Origin of the sequence: Rhodoplanes tepidamans, from assembly GCF_030813915.1 — a bacterium.
In the GTDB taxonomy this organism is placed as follows: Bacteria; Pseudomonadota; Alphaproteobacteria; order Rhizobiales; family Xanthobacteraceae; genus Rhodoplanes; species Rhodoplanes tepidamans.
In genome coordinates, this window is sequence record NZ_JAUSUJ010000003.1 from 298,685 (window position 1) to 316,633 (window position 17,949).

Annotated in this window: 7 protein-coding genes and 1 pseudogene; 3 read left to right on the forward strand and 5 right to left on the reverse strand. The window is 71.0% G+C overall.

What is annotated here, in order from left to right; genetic code table 11:
• The 3 genes and pseudogenes from J2S22_RS05720 to J2S22_RS05730 all read left to right on the forward strand — a co-directional run.
• A complete protein-coding gene (locus J2S22_RS05720) occupies positions 1-1,197 on the forward strand; it encodes an acyltransferase family protein (protein WP_272777879.1) in 1,197 nt (398 codons plus the stop codon).
• The gene (locus tag J2S22_RS05725) at positions 1,194-2,807 is read left to right on the forward strand and encodes a (2,3-dihydroxybenzoyl)adenylate synthase (RefSeq protein ID WP_272777878.1); all 1,614 of its coding nucleotides are present in this window, start codon (positions 1,194-1,196) and stop codon (positions 2,805-2,807) included. The genes J2S22_RS05720 and J2S22_RS05725 overlap by 4 nt, the downstream gene beginning before the upstream one ends.
• 414 nt (positions 2,808-3,221) lie before the next feature.
• Positions 3,222-3,407, forward strand: a pseudogene (locus J2S22_RS05730) (IS256 family transposase); the annotation flags it as partial.
• Positions 3,408-3,635: 228 nt separating this feature from the next.
• Here J2S22_RS05730 and J2S22_RS05735 read toward each other — a convergent pair.
• From J2S22_RS05735 to J2S22_RS05755, 5 genes are all read right to left on the reverse strand, one after another.
• Positions 3,636-14,561, reverse strand: a complete 10,926-nt coding sequence (locus J2S22_RS05735) for a filamentous hemagglutinin family protein (RefSeq protein WP_272777877.1) — start codon at positions 14,559-14,561, stop codon at positions 3,636-3,638.
• Between the two features lie 135 nt (positions 14,562-14,696).
• The gene (locus tag J2S22_RS05740; protein WP_272777876.1) at positions 14,697-15,662 is read right to left on the reverse strand and encodes a FecR family protein; all 966 of its coding nucleotides are present in this window, start codon (positions 15,660-15,662) and stop codon (positions 14,697-14,699) included.
• The gene (locus tag J2S22_RS05745; RefSeq protein WP_272777875.1) at positions 15,659-16,219 is read right to left on the reverse strand and encodes an RNA polymerase sigma factor; all 561 of its coding nucleotides are present in this window, start codon (positions 16,217-16,219) and stop codon (positions 15,659-15,661) included. The genes J2S22_RS05740 and J2S22_RS05745 overlap by 4 nt, the downstream gene beginning before the upstream one ends.
• A complete protein-coding gene (locus J2S22_RS05750; protein ID WP_272777874.1) occupies positions 16,212-16,919 on the reverse strand; it encodes a TonB family protein in 708 nt (235 codons plus the stop codon). The genes J2S22_RS05745 and J2S22_RS05750 overlap by 8 nt, the downstream gene beginning before the upstream one ends.
• A gap of 362 nt (positions 16,920-17,281) precedes the next feature.
• Positions 17,282-17,941 (reverse strand): filamentous hemagglutinin family protein, encoded by a 660-nt coding sequence (locus J2S22_RS05755; protein ID WP_272777885.1) that lies wholly within the window; start codon positions 17,939-17,941, stop codon positions 17,282-17,284.
• Positions 17,942-17,949: the final 8 nt, after the last annotated feature.

The window sequence follows — 17,949 nt, forward strand, 5'->3', positions numbered from 1 at the left end:
ATGGACTCCATCCCCACCGCACCCCGGCCGCAGCGCGGCTTCGTGCCCGAGATCGACGCGCTGCGCTGCTTCGCGCTGACCGCCATCGTGCTCCTGCACAGCAACGTCGTCGCCTCCGGCTGGGGGGCGCTCTGGCTGTTCTTCGTGATCAGCGGTTTCGTGATCACGCGGTCGATCCTCGAGCACCCCGAGCGCCGCCCGACCCGGACGGCGTTCCTGCTCGGCTTCGTCCGACGGCGGGCGGCGCGGATCCTGCCCGTCTACGTCCTCTATCTGTCGATCGTCGGCGGGCTCGGCCTGCTCGACCCCGGTTCGCGCTTTCCGGAGGCCCTGCCGTTCCTCGCGACCTTCACGTACAATCTGGCGGGGCTCCACGATCCGGCACTGTTCAAGGTGGGCGGCGTCGGCCATCTGTGGTCGCTGAGCCTGGAGGAGCAGTTCTATCTGCTGCTGCCGCTCGTCTTCGCCGTCGTGGCGCCGCGCCGCGTCGTCGTGCTGCTGCTCGCCGTCGTCGCGCTGAGCCCGCTGATCCGCTGGGGCGAGAGCCAGTGGCTGGGCGCCCTCGGGGTCCCCGAGGAGATGCGGGCGCTCGGCGTGTTCATGCTGAGCCCGGGCCAGTTCGACGGCTTCGCGGCCGGCGCTCTGGTCGCGATCGCCGCCCACGAGCGCGCCGTCACGCCCCGCCTCGCCTGGACGGCGGTGCTGCTCGCCGTGACCGCAGCGGCGCTCTATCTCGTCGTCTACTGGGACCATGCGGGCACGCCGCGGCTCGGCCTCGCGATCGGCGCCGGCCGCGAGGCGATCGTCTACTCGGTGCTGATCCTCGCCGCCGTGGCCACCATCCTCGCCATCCTGGCGCGCCTGCCGCCGATCGTGTGGATGTGCCGGCCGCTGGTGGTCCGCTACATCGGCCGCATCTCGTATGGCGGCTACGTCTACCACGCGCTCGCGCTGTTCGCGGCGATGATCGCTCTGCCCGGCTGGATCGCCGGCTCGCCGCTGCAGCGCCTCGCCGTCTTCGCGATCGGCTACACGCTGACGATCGCCTTGGCGGCGCTGTCGTTCCATCTGTTCGAGCGCCGCTTCCTCGACGGCCCGCTCGGCCGGCCGCTGCGCCCGGCCGTCGCCGCTCCGGACGCCATTGCCGCGGGCCTGGCCGCGCCGGCCGTCGCCGGTTCCGACGGGAGGGACGCATGATCCCGGCGCGGCAGATCTGGCCGGAGGACTTCGCCGAGCGCTATCGCCGGCTCGGCTACTGGCGCGGCGAGACCTTCGGGGCGCTGCTGCGGGCGCGCGCCGCCGCCGATCCGGCGCATCTCGCCGTCGTCGGCGGCTGCGACCGCTGGAGCTACGCCGACCTCGACGCCCGCGCCGACGCGCTCGCCGCCGGATTTCTGCGACTCGGTCTCGTGCCGGGCGAGCGGGTGCTGCTGCAGCTCGGCAACGAGGCGCGGTTCCTGTCGCTGGTGTTCGGGCTCTTCCGGGCCGGGCTCTTGCCGGTGTTCGCGCTGCCGGCCCACCGCCGCACCGAGATCCGCCATCTGATCACGCGCGCCGAGGCGGCCGCCTGTGTGGTGCGCGACACCATCGACGGCTTCGACCACCGCGGCCTCGCCCGCGAGATGCGCACGCTCTGCCCCGGCCTGCGCCATGTCGTGGTGGCCGGCGACGCCGCAGACTGCGTGCCGCTCGATCAGCTCGAAGCCGAGGCGCCGCGCGACCTGCCCGAACGATCTCCCTCGGAAGTCGCGTTCCTGCAGCTCTCCGGCGGCTCGACCGGCCTGCCCAAGCTGATCCCGCGCACCCACGACGACTACATCTACAGCCTGCGCGGCAGCGCCGCGATCTGCGGCCTCGGCCGCGACAGCGTGTATCTGACCGCCCTGCCGGCGGCCCACAACTTCCCGATGAGCTCGCCCGGCAGCCTCGGCACGCTCCACGCCGGCGGCACCGTCGTGATGGCGCCGTCGGCGAGCCCCGAGGAGGCCTTCGCCCTGATCGCGCGCGAGCGCGTCACCATCACCGGTCTGGTGCCGCCGCTGGCGCTGCTGTGGGCCGAGGCGGCGCCGGGCCTGCCGCACGACCTGTCGAGCCTGAAGGTGCTGCAGGTCGGCGGCGCCAAGCTGACGCCCGCGATGGCGCGCCGCATCGTCGCCGCCTTCGGGCCGCGGCTGCAGCAGGTGTTCGGCATGGCCGAGGGCCTGGTCGCCTACACGCGGCTCGACGACGACCCGGATCGCGTCCTGGAAACCCAGGGACGGCCGATCAGCCCCGACGACGAGCTTCTGGTCGTCGACCCGGACGACCGGCCGGTGCCGCCCGGCACGCCCGGCGCCCTGCTGACCCGCGGCCCCTACACGATCCGGGCCTATCACGACGACGACGCGGCGAACGCCGCCGCCTTCACGCCGGACGGCTTCTACCGCACCGGCGACGTCGTGATCATGAGGCCGGACGGCTACCTTTCGGTGCAGGGCCGGCTCACCGACCGCATCAATCGCGGCGGCGAGAAGTTCTCCCCCGAGGAGGTCGAGGACCATCTGCTCGCCCATCCGCAGGTGCGCGACGCCGCCGTGGTGTCGGTGCCGGACCCGGTCTGGGGCGAGCGCGCCTGCGCCTTCGTCCTGCCGCGCGACGACGCGCCGACGGCGCGCGCCCTCAAGGCCTGGCTGACGGAGCGCGGCATCGCCGCCTTCAAGATCCCCGACCGCATCGTCTTCGTCGCCGCCTTCCCGGAGACCGCGGTGGGCAAGACCAGCCGCCGCGACCTGCGCGAAGCGCTGCGGAAAAGCCTCGCGACGACCTGACCGGCTTCGAAGGCTCCTGCTCGTCTCTCCGGAAGCCGTGGAGCAGGGCAATTCCTTCGCACCTCGTCGAGCCCGAGAAGCGCCGTTCCAGACAGAGCCGGTCAGACTCTCCGGTCGCGGCTTCCGCCGGCGCACTCCGTTCGTGACCGGACGGCCGCTCGATCCCCACCGCCAGCCCGAGGTCGCGGTCACGCCCGCGCGGGCCGCGCCGGGGATGCGGTCAGTATAACTTCCTGAAATTCGATCAAAATTCCGCACCGGGACGGGTCGCGAGCGAAATTTCGCCGTGGAGACACCGGGACGGAATCTCGCTCGGCGTGCGCGGTCTCGCACCACCTGATCGATGCCCGAATTCGCGACCGGTCCAGCGAACCGGCCGGACGCTGGCGTACCACCGCCGCGATCCGGCAGAGAATGGCGAGCCGAGGCGTGGACCTGCACGCCCTCGTGGCGGAGCCCCCGGACGCCGATGTGCTGCGGGAGATGGGCGGCTTCGCCGCCCAGCCGCTGATGGAGCTGGAGATCGAGGAACGGACCGGAGCGGCCTCCGGCGAGACGAGCGCCGAGCGGATCGCCCGGCGCAACCGGTACCCCGGCCGCGTACTGGCACACCCCAGCCGAACGAGGCCGAAACCGACGTGCTGGAAACCATCGCCCGGTTCGAGCGATGATCCCACCGTCAGCCTGACGGCTCTCGCCGTCGCCTGACCTGCCGGTCGCGGAAGGCGCCGCGGCCACGGGATCGACCGAGCAAGTCTTCGGGCGGGGGTCGGCGCGTCCCGGACGACGTCGAAACGTGCAACGGCTCTCCCGAGCTCCGACCGGCTCTCACCGCCGCGCGAGGTTCCGCCGCTCGCCGACCGTGAGCGCCTGGAGCTGGGCCTCTCCGAGCGAACCGTTGCCGACGAGCTGCACGGCGCTGTCGACATCGTAGGGACGCGGCACCTGAGACCGCCGGTCGCGTTCGTCCGCGTCGGGCGTGCGCTCCTCTCCGCCACCGCCATAGCCGAGGATCTCGACGATGATGACCGAGGGGCGATCGCCGGTGGCCTGCTGGGTCGCGGCGGCGGCCGCCTCCGCGGCCGTCTTGTCCTGGGTCTCGACCGCGAGGGGCGCGACCTTGGTGTCCTCCTTGGGCACGCCCTTGGTCTCGCCGCTCACCTTGATGTTGTCCATGTTGAGGACGAAGCGCGCCGCGACGTTGAAGTCGCCGGAGACCCGGATGCCGGCGTCGCCGGCATTGACCGTGCCCTCCGGCGCGATCAGGTCGACGTCGCCGGGCTCGACGTCGGTGAAGCCCTCGACCGTGCCGATGCCCGAGCCGCTGAAGTCCGCCTGCGGGATGATGCGGGTGACGCCGTCCTCGTCGGTATCGATGATCGACGAGACCGGGATGCGGGTGGTCTTGGCGCCGCGTCCGGCATCGACGTCACCCACCGTCGACCAGATGGTCACGTCGCCGCCGCCGAAGGTCAGGATGCGCGAGGCGTTCACCATCACGTCGTCCCGGGCGACGATCTCGATCCGGCCGTAGTCGAGGGAGACGATGCCGTAGCCGGCGTCGGGTGCCGTGTTGAGGCTCGCCACCTGGACGCCGCCACCCGGGGCCAGCAGGCGGATGTCGCCGTCGCTCGCATTGGTTCGGACGAAGGCGTTGCCGAACTGGATGTCGCCGTCCCAGCCGTCGCCCGGGAACAGGGTCGCGATCGCCGTGTAGCCGCGATCGTAGCCGCCGGTGGTCAGGTCGCCGGACTGGTCGCGTCCGGCCGCCCGCAGCTCCTGGACATAGACCGAGCGGACGAAGCGCTGCTGCGTCAGGGCCGGCAGGGTCTGGAACACGTCCCAGGCCTCGCTCGCCGACAGCGTCCGGCCGGTGACCTGCGCGACATAGGAGACGAGGCCGAAGCGGGTCTGCTTCACCGTCCCGTCCGACAGCGTCTCGTACGCGTCGGTGAGATAGAGCGGCACGGTGACGCCACCGACCGTGGTGGTGAGCCAGCCCGACATGACGGCGACGTTGGTCGGATCGAGATAGGCCGCCATGAACGCCGCATAGGCCGGCTGCTGGCCATTGAGGCCGGCGATCACCTCGATCGAGGCGCCGGTCTCGGGCAGGCCGTTGATGGTCCCGTACGAGGTGACGGCGCCGTCGGTCAGGCTGTAGACCTGATTGCCGCTGGCCAGGATGGACATGGGAGACGCGGAGTAGAGACCGCTGGTCGAGTAGACGTCGCGGCCGGCGGTCAGCAGCAGGCTGCCCGGACCATCGATCTGGTAGGTGCCGCCGACGATGTCGCGCCCGGCACTGATCCACGTCGTGTCGGCCTCGTGGAGGTTGCGCATCGCGTAGGTGGGGTTGCGGATGTCGGTTCCGGCGAGGATCTGGACCGACTCGTTGGCGGTCAGGCTGCCGCCCCAGATGGTCCCGTCGAGGGCATAGATGCGGCTCGGCTCGTGGTCGCCCGCATTGGGCAACGTGGTCGGATTCCTGACGCTTTCCAGATAATTCTCGAAGGTCGGAGTGGACGAGAAGTATTGGGCTCCCGCATAGTTGGTCAACACCGTGACCCAATTGTCGGTGCCCGAATACTTGACGTATTGCGTGGCCGAGCCGGAGCCGCCGGAGGGCACGAAGGCGGAGGGCAGCATCTCGCGGACCGCGCGGCTCATCAGGATCGTGCCCGGCGTGACGTCGTCGGCCGCCAGGATGCGCAGGTCGATCTCGCTGCCCGGCAGGATGATCATCCTGGCCAGATTGCTGACATTCCCGTCGAGGGCGACGACGGTGGTGATCGAAGGATAGAGATTGGCGCGATCGTAGTAGGCGGCGTACGAGTCCGAGCTGTCGTCGGAGACGTGGTTCGCCTGATTGACCAGGACGACGTCGCCGCCGACCGAGACGAGCTCGAGGGTCGCGCGCTCGCTCACTCCCAGCATGTACGCCTGAACATAAATGCCCGTCGCGGCATCGTAGGCCATCAGCGGATCGATCACGCCCTGCACGCGCATGTCGCCCTTGGTGGTGACGCGGAGCGAGGCGTCGCCGAGCGACAGCACCGGGGCGACCGAATAGACCGTGCTGCCGACCGTCACGGTGTGGCCGACGGCCAGCGCGGCGGCCTCGATCTCGCCGGCGCCGCGGGCGATGTAGTAGTAGCCGGCGTAGATGGTGCCGCCGGCATCGACGCTCAGGAGGCCGCCGTTGTTCGTCACCAGTTGCTTGTCGGTCGTCGTCGTGGTGCCGCCGAGCACGCGGCCGGTGGTGGCCAGCGCCACCACCAGGTTGTCGAGGTCGCCACCCGCATCGACCCCGACATTGCCGCCGCCGAGCGCGCCCACGCCCTGCACGAAGCCACTGTAATCGACGTACCAGGTGGACTGCTGGCCCCGATTGGTGATGCCGCTGGCGGTGTAGTCGAGGAACAGGAAGGCGCTGTTCACCGAGCCGGCCGTCTTCAGCCATTGCGCATAGTTCATGTTGGAGGTGCTGCTGCTGCCCGTCAGATAGACCGAGCTGATGTCGCCCCCGGCGCTGATGGCGAGGTTGCCGCCCCAGACCCCGTACTGGGCGCCGCTGGGCGCGCTGAAGTTGCTGTACACGGTCGGGTCGGCGCGGCCGGCCGTGTAGATCGCCGACTGGTAATGGACGAGGCCGATGTCGCCCGCGGCCGCGATCGTGATGTCGCCGGTCCCGGTCCGGACCAGCGACCCGGCCGTGGTGCTGCCGAGCGTCAGGCCGCCCTCGCCGTCGGCGAGCGCCGCATTGGGCCGGACCGCACTCGCGCCGGCGGATGACAGATCCGCCCCCGCGGCCAGCCGCAGGTTCCAGGACTCCCGGCCGAGCAGCGTGTTGCTCGACCGCGTCGCGCCGTCGAAGCCGTCGCTGATATTGCCGGTGACGACGAGATTGCCCGCCGCGCGCAGCGTCAGCGTGCCCGCATGCGCGCTCATGGTGGACAGGTCCCAGTCGGCCGTCACCGCGATGTCGCCGGTGCTGCGCACCTCGATCGCCGGCATCACGAGGATGCCGCTGGCCGCGCCGAGGCTCGAGGTCGCGGCCCAGGTCACGAAGGTCGCAGCGTCTGCCGTGTAGGCGGCGGCCAGCGCCGAATCGATGGTGACGTCGCTGTCGTAGGAATAGACGGCGACGCCGTCCAGCGTCGACAGGCGCGCGCCCGTGATGACGGGGGCCAGAGAGGCGACGGCGATGCCGTCGTGGGTGGCGTTCTGCAGCGCCCGGAACACCACCTTGCCGCCGTCGCCGCCGGAGACGTCGATGCTGCCGCCCCGGATGTCGAGCGTGCCGCCGGTCGCCTCCAGCGTCACCCGGGCGCTGCCCAGATCGTCGGAGCTGGTGGCGGCCGCCGTCAGCACGGCGTCGCTCGTCATCGTCAGGCCGCCGCCGCCCGTGATGGTGATCGTGCCGCCATAGGTCGAGCGTGCGTCGATGGTGCCGGAGACCGTCACCGATCCGGTATCGGCGGACAGCACGAAGGTCTCGGCCGTGGTGGTGCCGTCGATGACGACGTCGCCGTTGCGGATGCGGAACGTCCGCGCGCCGCTGAAGCCGGCCGTGTCGAGCCAGGACGAGAAGGCGGAGAAGTCGGCGAGCGCCGCGACGTCGAGCGCGAACGATCCGCCTCGCCCGCTCGCCGCATGCGCGTCGATGGCACCGGCCAGCACCACGGTTCCGCCGCCCGAGGCGGTCGCCGACAGGCTGCCGGCGTCGCCGCCGCCGGCGTCGGCCGACAGAGTCAGGGCCGAGCCCGCGAGCACCCGCACGTCACCGCCGACCGCGGTCAGGGCGATGTCGCCGGAATCCGCGTAGGCCACCACGTCGTAGAACGTCTTGGCGTAGCCGCCGACGTCGATCACGGCGCCGCTCGCCAGCGTCACGTCGCCCGCCGTCGCGGTCAGGCCGACGCTGCCGCCGAGCGCATCGATGCGGCCGGCGAGCGACACGCTGGCGCCGGTGAACGACCAGACGCCGCCCTGGCTCCCGAAATCCCGCGCGGCGGTCGACACGCCGCCCCCTCCCGGGATCACCGCCAGCATGCCGGTGGTGACGACGGACTGGTTCGATCCGCCCTCGCTGGTGATCAGCGGCGCCGCCAGGGTGAGGCCGGCCGACCCCGCATCGAGGCTGCCGGTGCCGAGCCCGCGGATCGTCGTCGCGCCGGACAACGTCACGGCGGCGAAGCCGCCGAGCGTCTTGTCGCCGGCGGCCAGCACCAGGTCGTCGGCCGCGACCACCAGCGTGCCCGACGACGTGCTGGTGCCGGCATAGCGGCCGCTGGTGTTCTGCAGCGCGATGGTGCCGGCCGCCACCGTGACGGTGCCCGAGGTGTAGCCGACCAGGCCCGCAGTATCGAGCACCACGGTGTCGAGCCCGATCGCGCCGAAATCGACGCCGGCGTAGAAGTCGATGGTCGAGTAGCTCTGCAGCGTCAGCACCTCGGTGCCGGCGAACCGCGTCAGCGCGTCGGTCCCGAACGCCACGCCGGTGACCGCACCGGTGGCGCCGAAGCTGATCCGGCTGCTGCCGAGCGTGACCGCCGTTCCCGAGATCCCGGCCGACCCGGCGAGCGTGAACTCGCCCGTGGCGTCGAGCATCAGCGACGCCCCGCCCGCCACCACCGCGCCCTCGCCGATGGTGAGCAATGCATGGCTGCTGCTGTCCACATTGGCGCGGATCACGCCGACCGCGTCGCCGTTGGAGACCCGCAGCAGCACGCCGTGGTCGCCGGTGGCCTCCGCCTCGGTCATGATCAGGTCACCGCCGCCGCCCGCGATCGTGCCCTCGGCGCGGATCACGCTGCCCGCCGCCACGGTGACGTCCCCGGTCGCCGCGAGGACGATCTCCGGGCCGGTGAGCGCCGTGTCCTCGTCGTTGCGCACCACGATGCTGCCGGCCGTGACGGCGATCGTCATGCCGGAGGCCGTGGGGGTGCGCACGCCGCCGAGCAGCAGGCTCTCGATCCCGAAGGCGGAGAGCTGGTCGGCGTCGATGATCAGGTAGCCGGTGAGATCGCTGGTCGACTGGCCGGCGCCGACCACCGCGATCTTGGCCCCGGCGATGTCGACGAGCCCGCCGCGCCCGCCGTCGACGCCCGAGGACCGGAGCGTGCCGTCCAGCGTCAGGCTGGAGGTGGCCTGCAGCACCAGCGAGCCGCCGTCCATCGGCAGGCGCGGCGTCACCACGGTGGTCCCGGTCAGGCGATACTGCAGGGTCTTGAAGTCGTCCGAGGCGAAATAGGTGTTGGCGCGGGCCTCGGCGTACTCGCTGTAGGAGCGGACCACGTCGCCGGACATCACTCGCCACAGCGAGCTCTGCTGGTCGAACGTGCCGGTCAGCCCGTTGGCCAGCGAGCCGGCCATCAGCACCGAGCCGTCGGCCAGCGTCACCGCAGACTTGATGCTGGTGCCGGTCGTGCCCGAGACGAGCTGGACCGCATAGGCGCCATCGACGAGGGCGTATTGCGCCGGCAGCAGCACATACCAGCCGGCGGCGACGCCGTTGCCGCCCGCGAGATAGATCTTGCTGCCCGCGGCGATGCCGCTGCCGGCCGGCGCCGTCACCGACGCGTAGGAGGCGAGCGGCACGATGGCGTAGGTGTTGCTCATCGCCAGCACGCTGTGCGACCCGCCGGTGCCGGCGATGAACTGCGAGGCGAACAGATCGCCGCCGCCGGAGACGTCGATCGTCGCGCCGCCGGCGATCGTCACGGTCGGCGCGTCGAGGGTCACCGACTTGGCCGGCAGCTCGGTGATGCTGTCGGGTTCCGGGTCGCTCGAGCTGGCGTACCGCGCCCAATACTCGCCGTCGTAGATCACCCCGTAGGGCACCACCAGACCATCACCCGAGACCGACACCAGCGCGCCCTCGCCCAGGGTCACGGAATTGGTGGCCGCGAGCGTGACCGACCCGAACGGCGCCCTCAATGTGCCGTAGACCTCGATATCGGGCGCGGACAGCGTCAGCGACCCGCCCGCGGACAGCGGCGTGGTCGAGCTGCCGTTGCCCAGCACCACGATCTTGTCGGCCGCCGTGACGGTCGCGGTGGTCTCGGTCGCGGGATAGATCTGCGCCGCCGTCATCACCAGCGTGCCGTCGACATCGAGCGTCGCGGCCGTGCCGAGAGCCGGATAGACGAAACGGATCTCGTCGGCGGCCAGCTCGGTTTCGGCGAAGCCGCGGAGGGAGGCGCGCTCGATCTCGATCAGCGACGCTTCGAGCGTGACGGTGCCGGACGAGGTCGCACTCCACGCAGGAACCGTCGACGTGCCCCGGGCCAACGTTATCGCTGCGGCCTGAATCCGTGCCACCGTATCGTCGGAAACCGGAATGATCTTCTGTGCCGTGATGTTCAGGACCGTCTGCGGCAGGCTGAGATCGAGCCCATCGGTGAGGCCCAGCGCGTTCGTCGTGTTGATGTTTATCGTCGAGAAGCCACCGTTCCGGAAGCTCGTGTCGGATACCCGCGAGAATGTCAGCGCGACATCCGCGATGGTGATCTTGGTCGATGGAGTCGTCGCGTTGACCGTGTTGTAGAAGTACTTGTTGATCAAGTAGACGACGGCCTCGCGGATCGCCGAATTCGTCACCCATGGATCGACAGCCATGGAAATGGCCTCGTCCGGAATCGATCCGTCGACGATGACGATTCCCCCCGCCATCGATTGTTTGAGGGCATTGATCGCGGTCCGTTCCGCGGACGTCAGCTTGATCGCGTCCGTTCCGAACTCGTCGTAGAGATCGAGATCGAAGCTCGAATAGGACTTGCGTGTGAATTTGCCGGTCGTGGGATCGTAGTATCCGAGATAGGTGGGAATCGTCGTGGTGCTTCCGCTGCTGCTCGACGCTGTCGCACCATCGATCAGCGTCAGCGTGCCGCCGGCCGCGCCGGATCCGCCCGCCCGAGCGATCAGCGTGGCTTCGAGATCGGTTTGTCCCGGCAGAGTGATGCTGATCGATCCGCCGTCGCTCGCCAGGGTCAGCGGCTGGACCGAGCGGCCGGTGACGACGTCGATCGTCGCCGAGGTGCCGGAGGCGTCGATCACCACGGTCGTCGCGATGTCGAGGGTGGTCCCCGACAGAGTGATCGATCCGCCGTCCAGCACCTCGCCGGAGCGCAGGCCGGTGGTCGGGTCGGTGTAGACGACCGCCTCTCCCAGCGCATGCAGCCGCGCCGCTTCCCCCAGCACGACGTTGCTCGCCGAGACGGAAATGCGTCCCGCCGGCGCCGAGACGGTGCCGTTCACCCGTACGATGCCCGTGGTCGTGCTCGTATCTAACTGTGTCAGGTCGATACTGCCGCCGACGTCGGAGGTGAGGCTGGCACCGGTTCCGATCGTGATGCTCGTGGTGGAGCTCAGGTCGATCGAAGTCGTGTCCAGGTTCGCCCGATCCACCAGATCCAGCACCCGGATGGTGCCGACCTCGCTCAGCCTGGTCCCGGTCGCCACGCTGGCCAGGTCGACGCCGATCAGGTCGATGCTGGTCGGCACCAACGTCGCCGTGACGCCGTCCGGCACCGTGATCGTGTCCGCCGTGATCGAGACGGAGCGGAAGCCGCTGTCGCCGAAGAGCGTGGCCGGAAGATAGAACGTGCCGTCGCCGGGGTCGGTGCCGCCGATCTGCACCGCACCATCGAGCGTCAGGACGAGGCTGCCGCCGGATCCGGCCGCAAAGGCCCGCAAATCGAGGGCCGCGAGGGCGGCGCTGTCGAGGCCGCCGAGCCTGATCGAGCCGGCATCGCCGTAGCTGACGCCGACCTCGCCCGCCAGTGATTTGTACCAGCCGCCGCCGGACACGTCGATGATCGCGCCCGGCGCGACCGTGAGCGCCCCGTTGAGCGCGACCGAGCCGCCGTCGACGGTCGGTGCGACCGCGCCGGTGGAGGCGCTATTGTACCACTCCCCGCCGACGTCCAGCACCGCCGTCGAGCCGAGCGTCAGGTTGCCCGTGGTGACGTAGACGGAACCGCCGGGACTCGTGATGGAGCCGTCGAGCACCGCGTGTGTCGTGATGCTGGTCGCGGCGTTCGCGCCGATCGAAAGGCTCGTGCCGGCCGCCAGGTCGACACGGGCGTCGGCCGCCAGCGTGAACGTGCCGTTGAAATAGAGCTCGATCGTCCCGAGGCCGGAGCCGGACAGCATGTCGTCGTTCAGATAGACCGTCTTGGCGTAGACCGCATTGGTGCCGCCGGAGATGTCGGAGAACGACGACGGCAGAGCCGACGACGCCGTGAAGCCGGACGGAAGCGTCACGGGATTCGACGTGATCACGATGTTCGAGGCGAGCCAGAGCCGGTCTTCGTTGCCGGCGCCGCCGACGATCAGCGTGCCCGCCGTCGCCGTCTGCCCGCTCGCCGCCTGGTGCTCGCCGGTGATGACCCCGGCCTCGATCGCGCCTTCGAGCACGAGGCCCGACCCCTGATAGATCGCCAGCGACCCGGCGGCTCGACCCTCGGTGTAGCCCTCCTCCCAGGTCGAGGTGCGGCGAAGCTTGTTGGAGTAGGTTTCCGTGACGCCCCAGCGGTCGTGGCCGACCACCGTGTCGCCGGCGAGGCCGACATAGACGCGGTCCGGCGTCGCCTCGCTGATGTCGTAGATCTTGCCGTCCGCGCCGAGCAGCTTGGTCGTATCGACCAACCCCGCCGTGTAGGTGACGGCACCACCCGAGATGTCGATCACCGAGCCGGAGCGGGTGATGATGTCGCCGCCGGACTTCAGCGTGATCGTGCCGCCGGTCGTCGCCAGCTCGGCCAGCGTCGTCGTCCCGGTGCCGACCCATCCGGTGACGTCGGCGAGCGGGGTGCCGACCCAGGCGCCGGTCTCGCCGTCCACCCAGTCGACCCCGGACATGACGCTGTCCGTGAAGGTGCCGCTCTTGCGCTTGTCGACATAGATGGTCTCGCCGGTCAGCCAGGAGTCCGCGTAGAGCACGCTGTCGCGCAGCTCGTTGACCCGCAGCTCGGCCGCGACGACGTTGCTGCTCACCGACAACGTCACGTCGGCGAGACCCGCGACGCTCACATAGGCGTCTTCTCCGATGTAGATGCGGCTGCCGTCGTTCTGCTTGCTGGTGTCGGACGAGTTCGGCTCGTCGGAGGCGTCCGCAGCCGCGCTCGCCACCGCGACGATGGTGCCGGAGACCGCGACCACGCTGGCGTTGGATTCGATGTCGATCAGCAGGCCGCGCAGCGTGATGCTGCCCGGCGTGTAGAGTGTGTCCGTCGCGCTCGTCTCGATCGTCGAGGTGTCGGTGAGATCGGGCTCGACCAGGGTCACGCTGCCCACGCCGAGCGTCAGCGTCCCGGGCGACCAGTGATCCAGGCGACTGTAGTCGAGCGAGGAGGAGTGGGCGTACATGCCCTGGCCCCAGGCGCGCAGGATGATCTCGCCGGCCTGGTTGTCCAGCGCGGTCGTCGCGTACAGGGCGCCGAGCTGGTTCACCTCGCGTCCCTGCATGATGATCACGCCGCGCTCCGACGTGACGATGCCGGTGTTGGTGACGCTGTAGCCGACCGAGGCCGCCCGCTCGACCATCGGCGTCAGCACCTGGGCGTAGAGGCTCTTGGTGTAATTGCCGTAGGCGGTCCACTTGCCGATTGCGCCCATGTAATCGGAGTAGTTGTACAGGAACTTCGAGGGCGCCGAGACCGCCACGTCGAGGCCGCGGACCGTCGTCAGGAGACCGTCGACGTATCCGAGCCGGTCGCTCAGCCAGACGTTCTCGCCCGCCGCCAGGATGACCTGACCGTCGGGCGCCGCGATGATGCCGGCATTGGTGACGTGCGGCGCGAACAGCAACGCCTTGCCGCCGCTCGCGGTCGTGATCACGGCACCGGCCTCGACCGTCACGTCGCCCGGGGCGTCGCCGAGCACCAGCGCGCCGGTCTGGCTGTCGGCCGCCTTGTTGGTGGCCGGTGCGGAGCCGTAGACGCCGAACGTGGGGATGCCGTAATTATTGCCGCCGGTCACGGCGACGTAGAGCTGCGTGTTGATGCCCGCCTGGAGCTGGGCGTTGGTGAGGCTGAGCGAGGAGGCGACCAGCGCGCCGACATTCACCTGGGACGTGCCGCCGAACACGATGCCGTTCTGGTTGATGACGTAGACCTGCCCCTCGGCCTTGATGGTGCCCAGGATCTGGCTCGGCGCCGCGGTCGGGTCGAGCACGCGGTTGAGCGCGACCCAGTTGGCGACGTCGCTGCCGCCCGCCGTCTGGTTGAAGTAGAGGTCGGTCGCGGCGCCGACGTTGAAGCTCTCCCAGGTCAGGATCGCCTTCTGCTCGGTCTGCTTCACCTCGACCGTCGTGCGGCCGGCGGCGGTGGTCGACGAGGTCGGCAGATTCGCGCCCTGCCAAAGGTCCGTGGTGCTGTAGGTGGTCGCGGTCGGGGTGGCGCCGCTCGCCGGCACCAGCCCGCCCGCCGTGAGCCCGTTCGGCACCGTGCTGGCCGCCGCCGCGGCGGCGGCTCGCGCCGCCGCCTGGGCGTCGCGCATGCTCCTGAGCGAGGTCTTGAGCCGGGTGAGCGCCTGCGTGGCGGCCGTCTGGGCCGCCTGCGTCGATGCCGTTGCGGCGGTCGCCGCCGCGGCGGCGGCGCTCGCGGTCGCCCGCGTGTCGCGGAGGCTGCCGGCATGGGCATCCGAGCCGGCCGCGAGGGCGATCATGCTGGTGCCGGCGAGAAGGCCCGCCCAGCGGAGCCCTCGGAGCGACAGCGGGGAGCGGGGGGCGAGCGCGCGAATGGGCATCGTCGTCTCTCGATTGTCGATCGGGAAGGCGCCCGTCTGAAGCGCCGAGTCACCCGGAGACACCGGCCCGGCGGAGAATCCTCAACGGTTTTTTATGAATTTCCGATGTCGGCCGGCGATGCCCGTCGGGTCGGGTCAGGTCAGGAGCACGAGTCCGCCCGGCAGGGTGTGGCCGCGGAGCCCGAAGCCCCGCTCGATCTGCAGCAGGGCGTCGTTCGGCCGGTCGATCCGGAATCGCGCATTGACGGGCGCGCGGCCGGCTTCGGCATTGAGCAGGACGATGCGGCCGTTGCGATGGCGATTGAGCTCCTCGATCACCTCGGCGAGCGGCGTCATCTCGAAGACCAGGACGCCCTCCTGCCACGCCGCCGCGACCGCCGGGTCGACCGGTGCGACCCGGCCCAGCGCGCCGGCGTCGTAGACGACCCGCTCGCGCGGCGCCAGATCGACCGTCGCGGCCCCGACGGCCACCCGCACGTGTTCTCCGGACAGACAGGTCACGCAGACGCGCGCGCCGGTCACCCGGACGTCGAAGTGAGCGGCCCGCGCCGAGGCCCGCCCGGACGCGGCGTCGACGTCGAGTGGCTTCGAGCGCGCCGCACCGGTCCGGAACGACGCCTCCCCGGCGATCAGCTGGATGACATCGGCGGTCGGGCCGAGCGACACGGACATGCTGGTTCGGCTGTTGAGCTGGACCGAGACGTCGGAGGCCACGGCGATGCTCCGCTGCTCGCCCGCACCCGTGCGGTAGTCCGCCGCCAGCTCGGAAAGCGACGGCCACAGCGACAGTGGCGGGCGGGTGAGCAGGAGACCCGCGGCCGAGGCGGCGAGCGCCCCGCCGAGCAGGGCGCGGCGGCCGATCGGCCCCGCCCGGCGCGCCCGCAGGAGGCGCCGCTCGTCGTCGCGCAGGCCCTGGCCGGCGAACCCCAGGGCCCGCCAGAGCCGGCTCGCGTCGTCGAACGCGGCGGCATGCGTGGGGCTGCGCGCGCACCAGCTCTCCAGGGCGCGCGCATCCGCCACCGTCGCTGCACCGGAATGAAGGCGACGCACCCAGGCGTGTGCCTCCACCTCGATCGACGAGAGCTCGACGTCGGTGGTCACGTCCCCGCCCTCCTCCGCTTCACGCGGCGCGCGCAGTGCTCCTGCGCCTTCTTCAGCTCCTTCTCGACCAGGCTCGCCGAAATCCCGAAGCGGGCGGCGATCTCCCGATGCGACGCACCGTCGAGCCGCACGGCGAGCAGGATGTCCCGCCGGCGGGGCGGCAGCTCGCGCAGCGCGGCGCTCAGCCGGTCGAGATCCAGGCGGTCCTCCAGAACGCGCTGGGCGCTCGGCGCGTCGTCGGCGACGTGCATCAGCGCGTCGATGTCGCCGGGCCCGAGCAGGCGGTTCTCCGAGCGGATCCGGTTGAGCGCGGCATTGTACGCGGCCCGCAGCAGATAGGCGCCCGGATTGCGGAGCTCGCCGGCGATCTCGGTGCCGTGGAGACGCAGATAGGTGTCCTGGAGCGCATCGTCGGCGCGGTCGGAGGAACCGAGACGCCGTGCGAGACGATCGCGGAGATCGGTGTAGCGCTCGACGAGATAGGTCCGCAGCGTGTCGGCGTGCGACCCCTGCCGTGCCGGCGGCATCCGCCCGGCCGGCGCGCCCTGGTCATCCATGGCGCTGCGACGCCTCGAGCGACGGACAGCCGGTACGGGCCCCCGGCGGCTGCGGCAGGAGCAGGATCGTGAACGGCTGCGCCATGCGGGGGGGCGGAGCCTCGCCCACCGACGCCGACCGCAACGCGCCGAGGACGGCCGCGTCGCGCTCGGGCGAGCCGGTGGAGCCCAGAAGTCTCGGCGTCGTGATGCCCCCCGAGGGCGTGATCCAGAAGCTGACCGCCAGCCGATAGCCGCCCGGGCGGGTGACGGCGCGCAGGCAGAGGACGTCGTTGACGGCCGCCTGCAGCACGCCCGAGTAGCGACGCTCGGTCACCGTCTGGCGGGCCAGCGCCGCGGCGGCGACCGCCCGTGCCGACGTCACGGGGCGGGTGCGGGGATCCTCGGGAACCACGACGAAGGTCGTCTCGGTCGTGCGCACCGCCTGCAATCCCGTGTCTCTCAGAAGCAAATCGAGAGCCTCGTCGGCGTCGAGCGTTCCCTGGACGGTATGGGAGCTGCGCCCCGTCGCCAGCGTTCCGTTGTAAGCGGCCATGCGCCCGGTTCGCCGGCTGTAGGCCTCCAGCGCGGCGGCGAGCGGTTGGGTCGGGATGTCGAACCAATGCGGCCCGGCCGGCGCGACGGACGCCGTCTCGGCGCCGGCGTCGCGCGCTCCCGGCAGGCCCGGGACGGTGAGCAGCGCGATCGCGACGGCGAGCACGCGCGCGCGCCGCCGGCCGGCACGGCCACGTTCCGGCTCGGCCGCTCCGAGCCGCACTCTTCTGCCACCGTCCGATCTGGCCACGCGGGTCGCACCTCGACCACGAGGATACAGGCCGGCCGGCGACAGAGCCGTGACGGGCGGCTCACCGGGACCGCGCCACGGTCTCGCGACGTCTCCGCCGGATCCCGGCGGGCAGCGCCTGATCCTCACGAGCCCACCCGTTTACGAACCGGATGTGACAGATCGATGATCCGCGGCAGGACGGCGCCGACGGAGCCGGAGGACGGATGACGTCGGGGCCGATCGGGCTCGGCTCGACCCGCCGCCCCGGCGCACCGATCGGAACTGCACGACCGTCGTCACCGCCCTCCGGGCGTCCCCTCCTCCGCACCGGCATCGGCGAGGCTGCGCCGCTCGGCCGGGGTGAGGTAGCGGCGCTCATCGTCGCCCAGCGCCCCGGCGCCGATCACCTGGACGGCGCTCCGGGTGTCGTACCGGGGCTGGAGGGAGTCGCCGGCCGCGTCGGACCGCGGACCGAGGCGGCGGCGCTCGTCCTCGTCGCCGTCGCGCGCCGGGTCGCCGCCACCGCCATAGCCGAGGATCTCGACGATGATCACCGAGGGGCGATCGCCCGGGGTCGCCTGCTGGGCCGCGTCCCTGACGGCGTCCGCCGCCGCCTTGTCCTTGGTCTCCACCGCGAGCGTGGCGACCGACGGAGCCGGCTTCGCCAGTCCCTTGATCTCGCCGGAGGACGAGATGTTGTCGACGCCGCGGATCTCCAACGCCCCGACATAGACGAAGCCGGAGCTGCTGATGCCGGCGTCGCCGGCATTGATGATGCCGTTCGGGGCATAGAGATCGATGTCCGACGGCAGGGCGTCGGCGGTGCCCTTCTGGGTCGAGATGCCGCTGCCGGTGAAGCTCGGGTTGGTCCGGTAGGAGATGTTGCCGTCGTCGGTGAGCGAATAGCTGCGCGCCGGCGTGGTGAGGGCCGACTTCCTGCCCTTGCCGGCGTCGATGTCGCCGA